The organism is Pseudomonas sp. BJa3, from assembly GCF_026343815.1.
In the GTDB taxonomy this organism is placed as follows: Bacteria; Pseudomonadota; Gammaproteobacteria; order Pseudomonadales; family Pseudomonadaceae; genus Aquipseudomonas; species Aquipseudomonas soli.
Genome location: NZ_JAOXMC010000009.1, coordinates 223,385 through 239,481 on the forward strand (window position 1 = coordinate 223,385; position 16,097 = coordinate 239,481).

15 protein-coding genes and 2 tRNA genes are annotated in these 16,097 nt (G+C 60.8%); 16 read left to right on the forward strand and 1 reads right to left on the reverse strand.

Annotated features, from left to right (window positions below):
- The first annotated feature begins 49 nt into the window (after nucleotides 1-49).
- The 15 genes from ftsH to OH705_RS13900 all read left to right on the forward strand — a co-directional run bounded on the left by ftsH (nucleotide 50) and on the right by OH705_RS13900 (nucleotide 15,189).
- A complete protein-coding gene (gene ftsH / locus OH705_RS13830) occupies nucleotides 50-1,957 on the forward strand; it encodes an ATP-dependent zinc metalloprotease FtsH (protein WP_038706866.1) in 1,908 nt (635 codons plus the stop codon).
- A gap of 8 nt (nucleotides 1,958-1,965) precedes the next feature.
- Nucleotides 1,966-2,817: a dihydropteroate synthase gene (gene folP / locus OH705_RS13835; RefSeq protein WP_267302370.1), complete on the forward strand. Its 852-nt coding sequence runs from the start codon at nucleotides 1,966-1,968 to the stop codon at nucleotides 2,815-2,817.
- 16 nt (nucleotides 2,818-2,833) lie between these two features.
- The gene (gene glmM / locus OH705_RS13840) at nucleotides 2,834-4,174 is read left to right on the forward strand and encodes a phosphoglucosamine mutase (RefSeq protein ID WP_267302371.1); all 1,341 of its coding nucleotides are present in this window, start codon (nucleotides 2,834-2,836) and stop codon (nucleotides 4,172-4,174) included.
- 66 nt (nucleotides 4,175-4,240) lie between these two features.
- The gene (tpiA, locus tag OH705_RS13845; protein ID WP_077418144.1) at nucleotides 4,241-4,996 is read left to right on the forward strand and encodes a triose-phosphate isomerase; all 756 of its coding nucleotides are present in this window, start codon (nucleotides 4,241-4,243) and stop codon (nucleotides 4,994-4,996) included.
- 3 nt (nucleotides 4,997-4,999) lie between these two features.
- Nucleotides 5,000-5,392, forward strand: a complete 393-nt coding sequence (gene secG / locus OH705_RS13850) for a preprotein translocase subunit SecG (protein WP_077418140.1) — start codon at nucleotides 5,000-5,002, stop codon at nucleotides 5,390-5,392.
- Between the two features lie 20 nt (nucleotides 5,393-5,412).
- Nucleotides 5,413-5,498 (forward strand) — tRNA-Leu (locus tag OH705_RS13855).
- A gap of 98 nt (nucleotides 5,499-5,596) precedes the next feature.
- A tRNA-Met gene (locus OH705_RS13860) sits at nucleotides 5,597-5,673 on the forward strand.
- Nucleotides 5,674-5,802: 129 nt separating this feature from the next.
- Complete coding sequence (gene rimP, locus OH705_RS13865; protein ID WP_038707604.1) at nucleotides 5,803-6,261, forward strand: ribosome maturation factor RimP; 459 nt, start codon at nucleotides 5,803-5,805, stop codon at nucleotides 6,259-6,261.
- Nucleotides 6,262-6,320: 59 nt separating this feature from the next.
- Nucleotides 6,321-7,802, forward strand: coding sequence for a transcription termination factor NusA (gene nusA / locus OH705_RS13870; protein WP_038706865.1), 1,482 nt, complete (start codon nucleotides 6,321-6,323; stop codon nucleotides 7,800-7,802).
- A gap of 27 nt (nucleotides 7,803-7,829) precedes the next feature.
- Complete coding sequence (infB, locus tag OH705_RS13875) at nucleotides 7,830-10,367, forward strand: translation initiation factor IF-2 (RefSeq protein ID WP_023629338.1); 2,538 nt, start codon at nucleotides 7,830-7,832, stop codon at nucleotides 10,365-10,367.
- 117 nt (nucleotides 10,368-10,484) lie between these two features.
- On the forward strand, nucleotides 10,485-10,883 hold the full coding sequence (gene rbfA, locus OH705_RS13880) for a 30S ribosome-binding factor RbfA (protein ID WP_023629337.1): 399 nt from the start codon (nucleotides 10,485-10,487) through the stop codon (nucleotides 10,881-10,883).
- Nucleotides 10,884-10,886: 3 nt separating this feature from the next.
- Nucleotides 10,887-11,804, forward strand: a complete 918-nt coding sequence (truB, locus tag OH705_RS13885; RefSeq protein ID WP_046854068.1) for a tRNA pseudouridine(55) synthase TruB — start codon at nucleotides 10,887-10,889, stop codon at nucleotides 11,802-11,804.
- A gap of 150 nt (nucleotides 11,805-11,954) precedes the next feature.
- On the forward strand, nucleotides 11,955-12,224 hold the full coding sequence (rpsO, locus tag OH705_RS13890; protein ID WP_023629335.1) for a 30S ribosomal protein S15: 270 nt from the start codon (nucleotides 11,955-11,957) through the stop codon (nucleotides 12,222-12,224).
- 248 nt (nucleotides 12,225-12,472) lie between these two features.
- Nucleotides 12,473-14,578 (forward strand): polyribonucleotide nucleotidyltransferase, encoded by a 2,106-nt coding sequence (gene pnp / locus OH705_RS13895; protein ID WP_023629334.1) that lies wholly within the window; start codon nucleotides 12,473-12,475, stop codon nucleotides 14,576-14,578.
- A gap of 260 nt (nucleotides 14,579-14,838) precedes the next feature.
- Nucleotides 14,839-15,189, forward strand: coding sequence for a BON domain-containing protein (locus OH705_RS13900; protein ID WP_046854069.1), 351 nt, complete (start codon nucleotides 14,839-14,841; stop codon nucleotides 15,187-15,189).
- A 94-nt stretch (nucleotides 15,190-15,283) separates the two neighbouring features.
- Here the strand turns inward: OH705_RS13900 and OH705_RS13905 are convergent, their stop codons facing one another.
- The gene (locus tag OH705_RS13905) at nucleotides 15,284-15,586 is read right to left on the reverse strand and encodes a putative quinol monooxygenase (RefSeq protein WP_023629332.1); all 303 of its coding nucleotides are present in this window, start codon (nucleotides 15,584-15,586) and stop codon (nucleotides 15,284-15,286) included.
- A 60-nt stretch (nucleotides 15,587-15,646) separates the two neighbouring features.
- Between OH705_RS13905 and OH705_RS13910 the strand changes: the two genes are divergently transcribed.
- On the forward strand, nucleotides 15,647-16,060 hold the full coding sequence (locus OH705_RS13910; protein ID WP_046854071.1) for a VOC family protein: 414 nt from the start codon (nucleotides 15,647-15,649) through the stop codon (nucleotides 16,058-16,060).
- Nucleotides 16,061-16,097 lie beyond the last annotated feature (37 nt).

The window sequence follows — 16,097 nt, forward strand, 5'->3', positions numbered from 1 at the left end:
GGCACGGCTGCGTCGTGCGCCGGCCTCAGAGGGTAGCGAATTGAACGACATGGCAAAGAATCTGATCCTCTGGTTGATCATCGCCGCCGTCCTGGTGACGGTGATGAACAACTTCTCGAGCCCTAACGAGCCGCAGACCCTCAACTATTCCGACTTCATCCAGCAGGTCAAGGATGGCAAGGTCGAGCGCGTGACCGTCGACGGCTACATCATTACCGGCAAGCGCACCGACGGCGACAACTTCAAGACCGTCCGCCCGGCCATCACCGATAACGGCCTGATCGGCGACCTGGTCGATAACCACGTCACCGTCGAAGGCAAGCAGCCTGAGCAGCAGAGCATCTGGACCCAGTTGCTGGTGGCCAGTTTCCCGATCCTGGTGATCATCGCCGTGTTCATGTTCTTCATGCGCCAGATGCAGGGCGGTGCCGGTGGTAAAGGCGGCCCGATGAGCTTCGGCAAGAGCAAGGCGCGCCTGCTGTCCGAAGATCAGGTCAAGACTACCCTGGCTGACGTTGCTGGTTGCGACGAGGCCAAGGAAGAAGTTGGCGAGCTGGTCGAGTTCCTGCGTGACCCAGGCAAGTTCCAGCGCCTGGGTGGCCGCATTCCTCGCGGTGTGTTGATGGTCGGCCCGCCCGGTACCGGTAAGACCCTGCTGGCCAAGGCCATCGCCGGCGAAGCCAAGGTGCCGTTCTTCACCATTTCCGGTTCCGACTTCGTCGAGATGTTCGTCGGCGTGGGTGCCAGCCGCGTGCGCGACATGTTCGAGCAGGCCAAGAAACATGCTCCTTGCATTATCTTCATCGACGAGATCGACGCCGTCGGCCGCCACCGTGGCGCCGGCATGGGCGGCGGTCACGACGAGCGTGAGCAGACCCTGAACCAGTTGCTGGTCGAAATGGATGGCTTCGAGATGAACGATGGCATCATCGTCATCGCCGCCACCAACCGTCCCGACGTGCTCGACCCGGCGCTGCTGCGTCCCGGTCGCTTCGACCGCCAAGTTGTGGTCGGCCTGCCGGACATCCGTGGTCGCGAGCAGATCCTCAAAGTGCACATGCGCAAGGTGCCAATCGGCGAGAACGTCAACGCGGCGGTCATCGCCCGCGGTACCCCTGGCTTCTCCGGTGCCGACCTGGCCAACCTGGTCAACGAGGCGTCGCTGTTCGCTGCCCGTTCCAGCAAGCGCGTAGTCGAGATGAAGGAGTTCGAGCTGGCCAAGGACAAGATCATGATGGGCGCCGAGCGCAAGACCATGGTCATGTCCGAGAAAGAGAAGCAGAACACCGCTTACCACGAAGCTGGCCACGCCATCGTCGGCCGTGTCGTCCCCGAGCATGATCCGGTGTACAAGGTGTCGATCATTCCGCGTGGTCGTGCTCTGGGTGTGACCATGTTCCTGCCGGAAGAAGACCGTTACAGCCTGTCCAAGCGTGCGCTGATCAGCCAGATCTGCTCGCTTTACGGCGGTCGTATCGCTGAAGAGATGACCCTGGGCTTCGATGGTGTGACCACTGGCGCCTCCAACGACATCATGCGTGCGAGCCAGATTGCCCGGAACATGGTCACCAAGTGGGGCCTGTCCGAAAAACTCGGGCCGCTGATGTACGCCGAAGAAGAGGGCGAGGTGTTCCTCGGCCGCAGCGCGGGTAGCCAGCATGCCAGCGTTTCCGGCGAGACGGCGAAGATGATCGACTCCGAAGTGCGCAGCATCATCGACCAGTGCTATGCCACGGCCAAGCAGATCCTCACCGACAATCGCGACAAGCTCGACGCCATGGCCGAGGCCTTGATGAAGTACGAAACCATCGATGCCGACCAGATCGACGACATCATGGCGGGCCGCACTCCACGTGAGCCACGTGACTGGGACAACGATGCCGGGACCTCTGGCAAGCAAGCTTCCCAGGATGATCGTCCGGAGTCGCCGATCGGCGGTCCAGCGGCTCAGCACTAAGGGTTTCTATGACCTCACAGCAGTACCCGACCCGGTTGCCTTGCGGCAACCGGGTTCTTGATTTGTCCCGTACCCATGTCATGGGTATCCTCAATGTCACCCCAGACTCGTTCTCCGATGGTGGGCGCTTCAGTCAGCGCGATGCGGCCCTGCGTCATGCCGAGGAGATGGTGGCGGCCGGAGCGACCCTGATCGACGTGGGGGGCGAATCCACCCGCCCGGGTGCCCGCGCCGTTTCGCCTACCGAGGAGCTGGAGCGTGTGGCGCCGATTGTCGAGGCGATCAACAGCCGGCTCGACGTGGTCATTTCGGTCGATACCTCGACACCTGCGGTCATGCGCGAATCCGCGCGCCTCGGTGCTGGCTTGATCAATGACGTGCGCGCCCTGGAGCGCGACGGTGCGCTTGATGCGGCGGCGGATACCGGCTTGCCGGTGTGTCTCATGCACATGCGTGGCGAGCCGGGCAACATGCAGGACAATCCACAGTACGAAGATGTGACAGCCGATGTTACGCGCTATCTTGAACAGCGTATGGCCGCCTGTGCGGCGGCGGGCATCGGGGCTGAGCGCATCATCCTCGATCCGGGGTTCGGCTTTGCCAAGACCCTCGAGCACAACCTCAGCCTTTTCAAACACATGGAAGCGCTCTATCGCCTCGGCAGGCCGCTCCTGGTAGGCGTCTCGCGCAAGAGCATGATCGGTCTCGCGCTGGGCCGCCCCGTCGGTGAGCGCCTGTGCGGTAGCCTGGCGCTGGCGGCATTGGCCATGACCAAGGGTGCGAGCATCCTGCGGGTGCATGACGTGGCGGAAACCGTCGACGTGGTGCGCATGATCGCGGCCGTGCAGAGCGCCGAATAAGAACATTGGAGTCACTATGAGCAGAAAATACTTTGGTACCGATGGTATCCGTGGTCGCGTTGGCCAGTTCCCCATCACCCCGGACTTCATGCTGAAACTCGGCTGGGCGGCGGGCATGGCCTTCCGCAAGCAAGGCAATTGCCGTGTGCTGGTGGGCAAGGACACCCGTATCTCGGGCTATATGTTCGAATCCGCGCTGGAGGCCGGACTGTCTGCGGCCGGCGCCGACGTGATGCTGCTCGGGCCGATGCCGACGCCTGCCATCGCCTACCTGACCCGCACCTTCCATGCCGAAGCGGGTATCGTCATCAGTGCTTCGCACAATCCGCATGATGATAATGGCATCAAGTTCTTCTCCGGTGCCGGTACCAAGCTGCCGGACGAAGTCGAGCTGATGATCGAGGAACTGCTCGACCAGCCGATGTCCGTCGTCGAGTCCAGCAAGCTGGGCAAGGTTTCGCGCATCAACGACGCGGCGGGGCGCTATATCGAGTTCTGCAAGAGCAGCGTGCCTAGCAGCACCAGTTTCGAAGGCCTCAAGATCGTGGTGGACTGCGCGCATGGTGCCACCTACAAGGTGGCGCCGAGCGTGTTCCGTGAGCTCGGCGCCGAAGTCACGGTGCTGCACGCGGCGCCAGACGGCCTGAACATCAACGAGGGCTGTGGTTCGACCCATATCGAGTCGCTGCAGGCTGCGGTGCTGGTCGGGCATGCGGACATCGGCATTGCCTTTGATGGCGATGGTGACCGCGTGCTGATGGTTGATCACACAGGCACGATCGTCGATGGCGACGAGTTGCTGTTCATCATCGGTCGCGACATGCAGGAGCGTGGAAAGCTGCAGGGTGGTGTGGTCGGGACGCTGATGAGCAACCTGGGCCTGGAATTGGCGTTCAAGGAGCTTGATATTCCGTTCGTGCGCGCCAAGGTTGGTGATCGCTACGTGATGGCCGAGCTGCTCGAACGCGAATGGCTGCTGGGTGGCGAAAATTCCGGGCATGTCGTCTGCGGCAGCCACACCACCACGGGAGATGCGATTATCGCCGCGCTGCAAGTGCTGATGGCGCTCAAGCGCCGTGGCGAGAACCTCGCCCAGGCCCGCCAGGCGGTGCGCAAGTGCCCGCAGGTGCTGATCAACGTGCGCTTTGCCGCGGGCAAGAGCGATCCCCTGGAAAACCCGTTGGTCAAAGAGGCCAGCGCCAAGGCGACCGAGGCCATGGCCGGTCGCGGTCGAGTGCTGCTGCGCAAGTCCGGTACCGAGCCGTTGGTGCGGGTGATGGTCGAAGGTGATGACGAAACCCAGGTGCGCGGCCATGCCGAGGCCCTGGCCAAGCTCGTTGAAGAAGTTTGTGCCTGAAAGAGGCTTGCCAGCGCAGATCGGGTTGGGTAAGATCTGCGCCCACTTTGACCGACGAGGTAAAGCATGCGTCGCCCCATGGTAGCTGGTAACTGGAAGATGCACGGTACCCGCGCCAGCGTCGCTGAGCTGACTCAGGGGTTGGGTAAAATGCTCATTCCCGACGGTATCGAAGTCGCGGTGTTTCCACCGGCCCTGTTCATCAATGAAGTTGTTGATGGGCTGAAAGGCAAGGGGATCATCGTTGGAGCACAGAATTCTGCGGTACAGCCCGAACAGGGTGCACTGACCGGTGAAGTTGCACCGAGTCAGTTGTCAGAAGTCGGTTGCAAGTTGGTGTTGATCGGCCATTCGGAGCGTCGCCAAATTATCGGTGAAAGCGACGAAGTGCTGAATCAAAAGTTTGCAGCCGCACAGAAAAGTGGTTTGACGCCAGTGCTCTGTGTAGGGGAAACTCTCGCCGAGCGTGAAGCAGGCAAGACGCTAGAAGTTGTAGGGCGTCAACTAAGTAGTGTAATCGACGTGTTCGGTATCGCCGCTTTTGCCAATGCAGTAATTGCCTATGAGCCTGTTTGGGCCATTGGTACAGGTTTGACGGCCTCGCCCCAGCAAGCCCAGGATGTGCATGCAGCCATCCGCAAGCAGTTGGCGGAAAAGGACGCCGAAGTTGCCCGCAAGGTGCGGCTTCTCTACGGCGGCAGCGTGAAGGCGGCTAATGCGGCCGAACTGTTCGGCATGCCGGATATCGATGGGGGGCTCATTGGTGGAGCGTCCCTGAATGCAGACGAATTCGGTGCAATTTGTCGCGCCGCAGGAAACTGAAAAATGCTGGAAACAGTCGTAGTTGTTTTTCATCTGTTGGCAGCACTGTCACTGGTAGTCATGGTGCTGCTGCAACAGGGTAAAGGTGCGGAAGCAGGTGCATCTTTCGGCGCAGGTGCTTCAAATACTGTGTTCGGAAGTCAAGGTTCCGCTACCTTTTTGAGTAAAGTTACTGCTATACTTGCTGCCACTTTCTTTTTGACTGCACTTGGGTTAGGATACTTCGCCAAGCAGCAAGCACACCAGCTGACTCAAGCCGGTTTGCCAGATCCAGCAGTGCTGGAAGTCAAAGAGCCAAAGCCGGCAGTCAATGATGATGTACCGGTGCTCCAGCAGCAGAAGAGCGAAACCACCAACTCTGGTGATGTACCTCCTCCAGCCAAAGAGCAGCAGTAACGGGTTTCAAATGTAGTATTGCCGAGGTGGTGGAATTGGTAGACACGCAACCTTGAGGTGGTTGTGCCCATAGGGTGTAGGGGTTCGAGTCCCCTTCTCGGTACCAATTGAAGCATGAGAGCCCGCTTTAGCGGGCTTTCTTGCAGGTGGAGGTCGGATTGACCCAGCACTGGGTTCAGTCTTATACTTTCGCCCCAGCTTTGTCGCGGGGTGGAGCAGCTTGGTAGCTCGTCGGGCTCATAACCCGAAGGTCGTTGGTTCAAATCCAGCCCCCGCAACCAGCTTCAGCAGAGCCCCTTTTCAGGGGCTTTTTGCTAGCCGAACAGTTTTGGCGTCGTTGTCCAACGGCGCTTTCAGGGATGGGCGCTTCGCCCATTTTTTATTTGCACAGCATGCACGAGGGGGTTCAGGTGTCGAGCAAGCTAGAACAGTTGCAGGCCTTGTTGGCCCCGGTTGTCGAGGGCCTGGGCTACCAATGCTGGGGGATCGAATACGTCTCCCAAGGCAAGCATTCGGTACTGCGTATCTACATCGACAAGGAAGGCGGCATCCTGGTGGAAGACTGCGAAGCCGTCAGCCGTCAGGCCAGCGCCATCCTCGATGTGGAAGATCCGATCAGCTCTGAATATACCCTCGAGGTGTCCTCTCCAGGCATGGACCGCCCGCTGTTCACGTTAGAACAGTTTGCAGCGCATGCCGGCGAGCAGGTGAAGATCAAGCTGCGTACGCCCTTCGAGGGCCGTCGTAACTTCCAGGGCCTTCTCCGCGGTGTGGAGGAACAGGATGTGGTGGTGCAAGTGGACCAGCACGAGTTCCTGTTGCCGATCGACTCGATCGACAAGGCCAATATTATTCCCAGTTTTGACTGAGACGTGCCGGGCCCGGCGGATGTTCCGGGGCCAATGGCTTGCGCAAGGCGAGGCGTACGATGAGCAAAGAAGTACTGCTGGTTGTTGAATCGGTATCCAACGAGAAAGGTGTACCGCCAGGCGTCATTTTCGAAGCGCTGGAAGTGGCCCTGGCCACTGCAACCAAAAAACGTTTTGAGGACGAAGTCGACCTGCGTGTGGAAATCAACCGCCACACCGGTAGCTACGAGACCTTCCGCCGCTGGACCGTGGTCGACGAAAACGACCTGGACGATCCGGCGATCGAGACCTGGCTGGAAAAGATCCAGGACACGCACCCGGATGCCAAGATCGGTGACGTGATCGAAGAGAAGATCGAGTCGATCGAGTTCGGTCGCATCGCCGCGCAGACCGCCAAGCAGGTCATCGTGCAGAAGGTCCGTGAGGCCGAGCGCGCCCAGGTGGTCGATGCCTACCGCGAGCGCGTGGGCGAGATCATCTCCGGTACCGTCAAGAAGGTCACCCGCGACAACGTCATCGTCGACCTGGGCAACAATGCCGAGGCGCTGCTGGCGCGCGAAGACATCATTCCCCGTGAGACCTTCCGTGTCGGCGTGCGCCTGCGTGCGCTGCTCAAGGAAATCCGCACCGAGAACCGCGGCCCACAGCTGATCCTGTCGCGCACTGCGCCGCAGATGCTGATCGAGCTGTTCCGCATCGAAGTGCCGGAAATCGCCGAAGGCCTCATCGAAGTCATGGCCGCGTCCCGTGATCCGGGTTCGCGTGCCAAGATCGCCGTCCGCTCCAAGGACAAGCGCATCGACCCGCAGGGTGCCTGTATCGGCATGCGTGGTTCGCGCGTCCAGGCCGTATCCGGCGAGTTGGGTGGCGAGCGTGTGGATATCGTCCTCTGGGACGAGAACCCGGCGCAGTTCGTCATCAACGCCATGTCGCCGGCAGAGGTTGCCGCGATCATCGTTGACGAGGACGCCCATGCGATGGATATCGCCGTTGCCGAGGACAACCTGGCCCAGGCGATTGGCCGTGGTGGCCAGAACGTCCGCCTGGCCAGCCAGCTGACCGCCTGGACCCTGAACGTGATGACCGAGAAGGACATCCAGGCCAAGCAGCAAGCTGAAACCGGCGACATCCTGCGTAATTTTGTCGAGGAACTGGAAGTCGACGAGGAGCTGGCGCAAGTGCTGGTCGACGAAGGCTTTACCAGTCTCGAAGAAATTGCCTACGTACCGTTGGAAGAAATGCTCAACATCGATGGCTTTGACGAGGAAATCGTCAATGAGCTCCGCGCTCGAGCCAAGGACCGTTTGTTGACCAAGGCCATCGCTACCGAAGAAAAACTGGCAGACGCCCATCCGGCCGAAGACCTGCTCTCCCTCGAGGGCATGGACAAGGACCTGGCGGCGGAACTGGCGGTGCGCGGCGTGGTTAACCGCGAAGACCTGGCCGAGCAGTCGATCGACGACCTGCTCGACATCGACGGCATCGACGAAGAGCGTGCCGGCAAGTTGATCATGGCCGCCCGAGCCCACTGGTTCGAGTAATTAGGCGCGGCCTGAGGAGAGAAGTGCATGACGCAAGTCACGGTGAAAGAACTGGCCCAAGAGGTCGAGGCACCGGTAGAGCGCCTGCTGCAGCAGATGCGTGAGGCAGGTCTGCCGCACACCGACGCCGGTCAGGTAGTGACCGACAATGAGAAGCAGACCCTGCTGACTCATTTGAAGAGCAGCCACAAGAGCAAGGCGGAAGAGCCGCGCAAGATTACCTTGCAGCGCAAGACCACCAGCACTCTGCGTGTCGCCGGTAGCAAGAGCATCAGCGTAGAAGTACGCAAGAAGAAAGTATTCGTGCAGCGCAGCCCGGAAGAGATCCAGGCTGAGCAGAAGCGCGAACAGGAAGAGCGCCGTGCGGCTGAGAACGCAGCCCGCGAGAAAGTCGAAGCCGAAGTCCGCCAGCGCAACGAGGAGCAGGCACGCCGTCAGGCCGCTGAAGCTCCGACCGCCGCGCCAGCGGCCAAGGCTGAGCCTGTTGCCGTTGCCGCTCCGGTAGTGGCCAACGCGCCGGTATCCGAAGACGCCGCTGCGCGTGCTGCCGAACGCAAGAAAGACGAGACTCGTCGCAACGAGAGCCGTAGCCGTGATGACGATCGTCGCGGTGGTGGCCAGGCTACCGCCGGCCGCGGCGAAGCGCCGCGCATGTCGGTCAAGGTCAAGGTCAAGGAGAAGGAAAAGGCTCCGACTCCGCGCGCCGCGCCGCGTACCACCGATGAAGAAAGCGATGGCTTCCGTCGCCGCGGTGGCAAGGGTAAAGGCAAGAAGCGCAATGCCCATGGCTTCCAGAGCCCGACTGGCCCGGTTATCCGTGACGTGGCGATTGGCGAGACCATCACTGTGTCCGATCTGGCCAACCAGATGTCCGTCAAGGGCGCTGAAGTGGTCAAGTTCATGTTCAAGATGGGTACTCCGGTCACCATCAACCAGGTGCTCGACCAGGAAACCGCTCAGCTGGTAGCAGAAGAGCTGGGCCACAAGGTCACCCTGATCAGCGACACCGCCCTGGAAGATTCCCTGGCCGAATCGCTGAAGTTCGAAGGCGAAACCACTTCGCGTGCGCCGGTCGTGACCGTCATGGGCCACGTCGACCACGGCAAGACCTCGCTGCTCGACTACATCCGTCGTGCCAAGGTTGCTGCTGGCGAGGCCGGTGGTATCACCCAGCACATTGGTGCCTATCACGTCGAAACCGACCGTGGCATGGTTACTTTCCTCGACACCCCTGGCCACGCTGCGTTCACGCAGATGCGCGCCCGTGGTGCCAAGGCGACCGACATCGTCATCCTGGTGGTGGCGGCGGACGACGGCGTGATGCCGCAGACCCGCGAAGCCGTGCAGCATGCCAAGGCAGCTGGCGTACCGCTGGTCGTTGCAGTGAACAAGATCGACAAGCCAGGCGCAGACCTCGACCGCATTCGCAACGAGCTGTCCGTCGAAGGCGTGACCTCCGAGGAATGGGGTGGTGACACGCCGTTCGTCAAGGTTTCGGCGAAGATGGGTACCGGCGTCGACGAACTGCTCGAAGCGGTACTGCTGCAGGCCGAGATCCTCGAACTCAAGGCCACCCCGACCGCACCTGGTCGTGGTGTCGTGGTCGAGTCGCGTCTGGACAAGGGCCGTGGCCCGGTGGCGACCATCCTGGTTCAGGACGGTACCCTGCGTCAGGGCGACATGGTCCTGGTCGGCTCCAACTATGGCCGCGTGCGTGCCATGCTCGACGAGAACGGCAAGCCTGTGAAGGAAGCCGGCCCGTCGATCCCGGTCGAGATCCTCGGCCTGGATGGTACGCCGGACGCCGGTGAAGAGATGTCGGTGGTTGCCGACGAGAAGAAAGCGCGTGAAGTTGCGCTGTTCCGTCAAGGCAAGTTCCGCGAGGTCAAGCTGGCCCGTGCTCACGCCGGCAAGCTGGAAAACATCTTCGAGACCATGGGTCAGGAAGAGAAGAAGACCCTCAACATCGTCCTCAAGACCGACGTGCGCGGTTCCCTCGAGGCGCTGCAAGGTTCGCTCGGCGGCCTGGGCAACGACGAGGTTCAGGTTCGCGTCATCGGTGGCGGCGTCGGTGGTATCACCGAAAGCGATGCCAACCTGGCGCTGGCGTCCAACGCTGTACTGTTCGGCTTCAACGTGCGTGCCGATGCCGGCGCGCGCAAGATCGTCGAGCAGGAAGGTCTGGATATGCGTTACTACAACGTGATCTACGACATCATCGAAGACGTCAAGAAGGCCCTGACCGGCATGCTCGGCAGCGATGTTCGCGAGAACATCCTGGGTGTCGCCGAAGTCCGTGACGTGTTCCGTTCGCCGAAGTTCGGCGCCATCGCTGGCTGTATGGTCATCGAGGGTACCGTGTACCGCAACCGTCCGATCCGCGTTCTGCGCGACGACGTGGTGATCTTCGAAGGCGAGCTGGAATCGCTGCGTCGCTTCAAGGACGATGCGTCCGAAGTACGCAACGGCATGGAGTGCGGTATTGGCGTCAAGAGCTACAACGACGTCAAGGTCGGCGACAAGATCGAAGTGTTCGAGAAAGTCCAGGTGGCTCGTACCCTGTAAGGGCCGAGCGTGGTGCAGGCCCCGCCCCAGGGCGGTTGCCTGAACCTCTGAAGGTAGCGCCCGGTCAGGCTTCGAGCTTGACCGGGCGTTTGCCGCTTTAAGATACAGGTAGCAAGAATGGCAAAAGAATATAGCCGTACCCAACGTATCGGTGATCAGATGCAGCGTGAGCTGGCAGAGCTGATCCGCCGTGAAGTCAAAGACCCGCGTGTCGGCCTGGTGACCATCACCGCCGTCGACGTCAGCCGTGACCTGGGCCATGCCAAGGTTTTCATCACTGTCATGGGTGAAGAAACCCCGGACGCTGTCAAGCAGTCGCTCAAGGCCTTGAACAGCGCCGCCAGCTTCCTGCGACTGCACCTGGGCCGCTCGATGCAGCTGCGCAGCGTGCCGCAGCTGCATTTCCACTTCGATGAAAGCGTGAGCCGCGGTGTGCATCTGTCAGCGCTGATCGAGCGTGCGGTGGCCGAAGACCGCCAGCACCAGGATGCCGACGCGCCGGACACCAAGGAGTAAGTGGTGGCCCAGGTCAAACGTATCCGCCGCAACGTCAGCGGCATCATCCTGCTCGACAAGCCGCTGGGGTTCACCTCCAACGCTGCCCTGCAGAAGGTCCGCTGGCTGCTCAACGCCGAGAAGGCTGGCCACACCGGCAGCCTCGACCCGCTGGCCACCGGCGTGCTGCCGTTGTGCTTCGGGGAGGCCACCAAGTTCTCGCAGTACCTGCTCGATTCCGACAAGGGCTACGAGACGGTTATGCAGATGGGCCAGACCACCACCACCGGGGACGCCGAAGGCGAAGTGCTGAAGACCCGCGACGTGACCGTTGGTCGCGCCGACATCGAAGCGGTGATCCCGCGTTTTCGCGGTGAAATCCAGCAGGTGCCGCCGATGTACTCGGCCCTCAAGCGCGATGGCCAGCCCCTGTACAAGCTGGCGCGCGCAGGAGAGGTAGTGGAGCGTGAGGCGCGTTCTGTTACTATTGGCCGGTTGGACTTGCTGGAGTGCGAAGGCACCCGGGCACGTCTGTCGGTTGGCTGTAGCAAGGGCACCTATATCCGCACCCTGGTGGAGGATATGGGCGAGGCGTTGGGCTGTGGTGCCTACGTCGCCGAGTTGCGCCGCACCCAGGCCGGCCCTTTCGAGCTGGCCCAGACCGTCACGCTCGAAGAGCTGGAACAGGCTCACGCCGAAGGTGGCAACGAAGCGCTCGATCGCTTCCTGATGCCCTCGGACAGCGGCTTGCAGGACTGGCCATTGGTGGTATTGTCCGAGCACAGCGCGTTCTATTGGCTGCATGGCCAGGCAGTACGTGCGCCGGACGCACCGCAATTCGGCATGGTCCGCGTACAGGATCACAATGCCCGCTTCATCGGTATCGGTGAGGTGAGCGAAGACGGGCGCATTGCGCCGCGTCGACTGATTCGGTCGGAATGACCGATACCACAGGGCGAGGTCAACGCTTTGCCCTGCGGATTCGAGGATGGCTGTCAGTAGGCACGGTCATTACTCTTTTTATTAATACAGGGATCCAGTCCCTGGCCTATTGGACCCCGCTTGCGGGATCCGTTTATCAGGAGAAGCCAAATGGCCCTCAGCGTCGAAGAAAAAGCGCAGATCGTTGCAGACTATCAGCAAGCCGCCGGCGACACCGGTAGCCCGGAAGTACAGGTTGCCCTGCTGACCTTCAACATCAACAAGCTGCAAGGCCACTTCAAGGCCAACGAAAAAGACCACCACTCCCGTCGTGGTCTGATCCGTATGGTCAACCAGCGTCGTAAGCTGCTGGATTACCTGAAGGGTAAAGACACCACTCGTTACAGCGCCCTGATCGGTCGCCTGGGCCTGCGTCGCTAATAGCGGCCTGGCCAGTGGTGTTGCATGGTGTGTCGCATTCTTCGGCAACGCTGTCTATCAGCGCTGCCGTTGGACACGCCGCGCGATCTGCGAGGTTGGCAGCCTGGTGTGCCGAGCGGTTTATCCGCCCGGCGCCAGGCTCCCAGCCTCGTGTTGTATCTGGACGGTCAATGGGGCCGATTCCCCGTTCTGCCCAAGAATTCGCAAGAACCAGTTCCCCCAAGAGCCACTGAAAAAGGTAGGAAACCGTGAACCCGGTAATCAAGCAATTCCAGTTCGGTCAATCGACCGTTACCCTCGAAACGGGCCGCATTGCCCGTCAGGCCACCGGCGCCGTGCTGGTCACCGTCGACAACGATGTCACTGTGCTGGTGACCGTGGTCGGTGCCAAGCATGCCGATCCGAGCAAGGGCTTCTTCCCGCTGTCCGTGCACTACCAGGAAAAGACCTACGCCGCTGGTAAGATCCCAGGTGGTTTCTTCAAGCGTGAAGGCCGCCCATCCGAAAAAGAAACCCTGACTTCGCGCCTGATCGACCGCCCGATCCGCCCGCTGTTTCCTGAAGGTTTCATGAACGAAGTGCAGGTTGTCTGCACCGTGGTTTCCACCAGCAAGAAGACCGATCCGGACATCGCTGCGATGATCGGTACCTCGGCTGCCCTGGCCATCTCGGGCATTCCGTTCGAAGGCCCGATCGGCGCCGCCCGCGTTGCCTTCCACGAAAGCACCGGCTACCTGCTGAACCCGACCTACGAGCAGCAGGCCGCTTCGAGCCTGGACATGGTCGTTGCCGGTACCGAGTCGGCCGTACTGATGGTTGAATCGGAAGCCAAAGAGCTGACCGAAGACCAGATGCTGGGCGCCGTGCTGTTCGCCCACGATGAATTCCAGGCCGTGATCAAGGCTGTCAAAGAGCTGGCTGCCGAAGCCGCCAAGCCGACCTGGGACTGGAAACCTGCCGTTGCCAACACCGAACTGTTCAACGCCATCCGCGCCGAGTTCGGCGAAGCGGTGTCGCAAGGCTACACCATCACCGTCAAGGCCGACCGCTACGCGCGCCTGGGCGAGCTGCGCGATCAGGCGATCGCCAAGTTCTCCGGTGAAGAAGGCCAGCCATCGGCCGGTGAAGTCAAAGACATCTTCGGCGAGATCGAATACCGTACCGTTCGCGAAAACATCGTCAACGGCAAGCCACGTATCGACGGTCGCGACACCAAGACCGTGCGCCCGCTGAACATCGAAGTCGGCGTTCTGCCGAAGACCCACGGTTCGGCCCTGTTCACCCGTGGCGAAACCCAGGCCCTGGTCGTCGCGACCCTGGGTACCGCCCGTGACGCCCAGCTGCTGGACACCCTCGAAGGCGAGAAGAAAGACCCCTTCATGCTGCACTACAACTTCCCGCCGTTCTCGGTAGGTGAGTGTGGTCGCATGGGCGGTGCTGGCCGTCGTGAAATCGGCCACGGCCGTTTGGCCCGTCGTTCGGTACAGGCCATGCTGCCGGCCGCTGACGTGTTCCCGTACACTATCCGCGTAGTATCGGAAATCACCGAGTCCAACGGCTCCAGCTCCATGGCTTCGGTCTGCGGTGCCTCCCTGGCGCTGATGGACGCGGGCGTGCCGATGAAGGCGCCGGTTGCCGGTATCGCCATGGGCCTGGTCAAGGAAGGCGAGAAGTTCGCCGTACTGACCGACATCCTGGGTGACGAAGACCACCTCGGCGACATGGACTTCAAGGTAGCCGGTACCGCCAAAGGCGTCACCGCGCTGCAGATGGACATCAAGATCAACGGCATCACCGAAGAGATTATGGAAATCGCCCTGGGCCAGGCCCTGGAAGCGCGCCTGAACATCCTCGGCCAGATGAACCAGATCATCGGCGAGTCGCGTACCGAGCTGTCGGCCAACGCGCCGACCATGATCGCGATGAAGATCGACACCGACAAGATCCGTGACGTCATCGGTAAAGGCGGCGCCACCATTCGCGCCATCTGCGAAGAGACCAAGGCTTCGATCGACATCGAAGACGACGGCTCGATCAAGATCTTCGGCGAAACCAAGGAAGCCGCGGACGCTGCCAAGCAGCGCATCCTGGGCATCACCGCCGAGGCCGAGATCGGCAAGATCTACGTCGGCAAGGTCGAGCGCATCGTCGACTTCGGTGCCTTCGTCAACATCCTGCCGGGCAAGGACGGCCTGGTGCACATCTCCATGCTGAGCGATGCTCGCGTCGAGAAGGTCACCGACGTGCTGAAGGAAGGCCAGGAAGTCGAAGTACTGGTACTGGACGTGGACAACCGCGGCCGTATCAAGCTGTCGATCAAGGACGTTGCCGCTGCCAAGGCATCGGGCGTCTAAGCCTTTCAAGGCTAAAGGAAGGACCCTCCGGGGTCCTTTTTTTATGCCCGCCGCAAAATAGTTGAGAGCATGCATCTTGCACGTGGCTTTTTTACCGGGATTGCAAAATGCACGGTAACGGCTTCCTCTATCTTTGCTTAACTCATTGATTTCAAAGGTTTTATAGGGCGTGCAAAAACTGGCACAGCCCCTGCAACTACCTTACTACCTGACGCCAGGACCCAAGGCGCAGACCTTTCGAAAAAACAGGAGTGACCCATATGAAGAAGTTCGCCATTGCTGCCGCTACTGCTACCGCTCTGACCCTGACCATGGCTAACGCGGCATTTGCTGCCCAGTCCACCCAGGCCCCGATGACGCTTGCGGCCGGTGAGGTGACCAAAGCCAAGGAAGCCACTTCCGACACCTGGATCACCACCAAGGTGAAGGCTGACCTGATGACCGAGAAAGGCGTGCCAGGCAGTGACATCAAGGTCGAAACCAACAAAGGCGTAGTGTCCCTGTCTTCGGACGTGGCCATTACCGATGCACAGAAAGACATGGCGGTTGCCATCGCCAAGAAGATCAAGGGCGTACAGGCCGTCTCGGCTGATGGCCTGAAAGCCGAATAAGGATTGTCCCGTCGGCCAAAAGGATTTGGCCACCCCTTCAAGCAAAAGCCCCGGCCATCGCCGGGGCTTTCTATTGGCATTCAGGAAGGCCGCTTCAGCTCACCGGGTTGCGGGCGATCACATCGCTCTCGAAGCACACCTGCTCTTCGATCAGCGGCTCCACCAGGGGGCGGCTGTCGCGAAAATGTGCGGTCCGGGTATGCGCCTCGTACGCCTCATCGTCCTGGTAGATCTCGTACAGGTAGATGACTTCGGCATCATCCCGGTCCTGCGAGACATCGAATACCAGGCAACCCGGCTCGGTGGCGACCGACGCCGCTGCGTTGGCATTGATGGCTGCCAGGAAGGCATCGGCGGTACCGGGTTTCACCCGCGTCTTGATAAATAGGCAGTACACATGACGCTCCTTTTGTTTTAAATTCTATTATAAATAGTATACAAAAAAGGAGCCGCGCTCATGTCCGATCTACCTGCCCGCCCAGGCCGTCTCAATGGCCTGCGGCACATCGCCCTGCTGGTGCCCAACCTGGAGGAGTGCGAGCGCTTCTACGTGGATGTGCTGGGCATGGAGGTGCTCAACCGTGCCAACGAAGACCTGGTCTACCTCACTTGCGGCAACGACAACCTGTCGCTCGGGCGCGGCGCAGGCGCGGCCAACGGCCTACAGACCTTGGATCACTATGGTTTCATCGTCGACAGCGTGGAGGAACTGGAAGCCTGGTACCAGTACTTCAAGGCCCATGGCGTGACGCTGCTGGACCGCCCGTTCAATCACGGCGATGGCGCGCGCAGCTTCCATTTGCTGGACCCGGCGGGGAACAAGGTGCAGCCGCTGTATCACCCGGCGGTGTCGGGACAACGGCTGGCCTGACCGTATCTATCACTTGCGCTGCCCTTATCGCCGGCAA

What these genes read in the sequence shown, in the direction of transcription:
- tpiA (WP_077418144.1), top strand. Translation starts at nt 4,241, where the DNA reads ATGCGTCGCCCCATGGTAGCTGGTAACTGGAAGATGCACGGTACCCGC.
- ftsH (WP_038706866.1), top strand. Translation starts at nt 50, where the DNA reads ATGGCAAAGAATCTGATCCTCTGGTTGATCATCGCCGCCGTCCTGGTG.
- rpsO (WP_023629335.1), top strand. Translation starts at nt 11,955, where the DNA reads ATGGCCCTCAGCGTCGAAGAAAAAGCGCAGATCGTTGCAGACTATCAG.
- folP (WP_267302370.1), top strand. Translation starts at nt 1,966, where the DNA reads ATGACCTCACAGCAGTACCCGACCCGGTTGCCTTGCGGCAACCGGGTT.
- OH705_RS13910 (WP_046854071.1), top strand. Translation starts at nt 15,647, where the DNA reads ATGTCCGATCTACCTGCCCGCCCAGGCCGTCTCAATGGCCTGCGGCAC.
- nusA (WP_038706865.1), top strand. Translation starts at nt 6,321, where the DNA reads ATGAGCAAAGAAGTACTGCTGGTTGTTGAATCGGTATCCAACGAGAAA.
- infB (WP_023629338.1), top strand. Translation starts at nt 7,830, where the DNA reads ATGACGCAAGTCACGGTGAAAGAACTGGCCCAAGAGGTCGAGGCACCG.
- secG (WP_077418140.1), top strand. Translation starts at nt 5,000, where the DNA reads ATGCTGGAAACAGTCGTAGTTGTTTTTCATCTGTTGGCAGCACTGTCA.
- glmM (WP_267302371.1), top strand. Translation starts at nt 2,834, where the DNA reads ATGAGCAGAAAATACTTTGGTACCGATGGTATCCGTGGTCGCGTTGGC.
- rbfA (WP_023629337.1), top strand. Translation starts at nt 10,485, where the DNA reads ATGGCAAAAGAATATAGCCGTACCCAACGTATCGGTGATCAGATGCAG.
- OH705_RS13900 (WP_046854069.1), top strand. Translation starts at nt 14,839, where the DNA reads ATGAAGAAGTTCGCCATTGCTGCCGCTACTGCTACCGCTCTGACCCTG.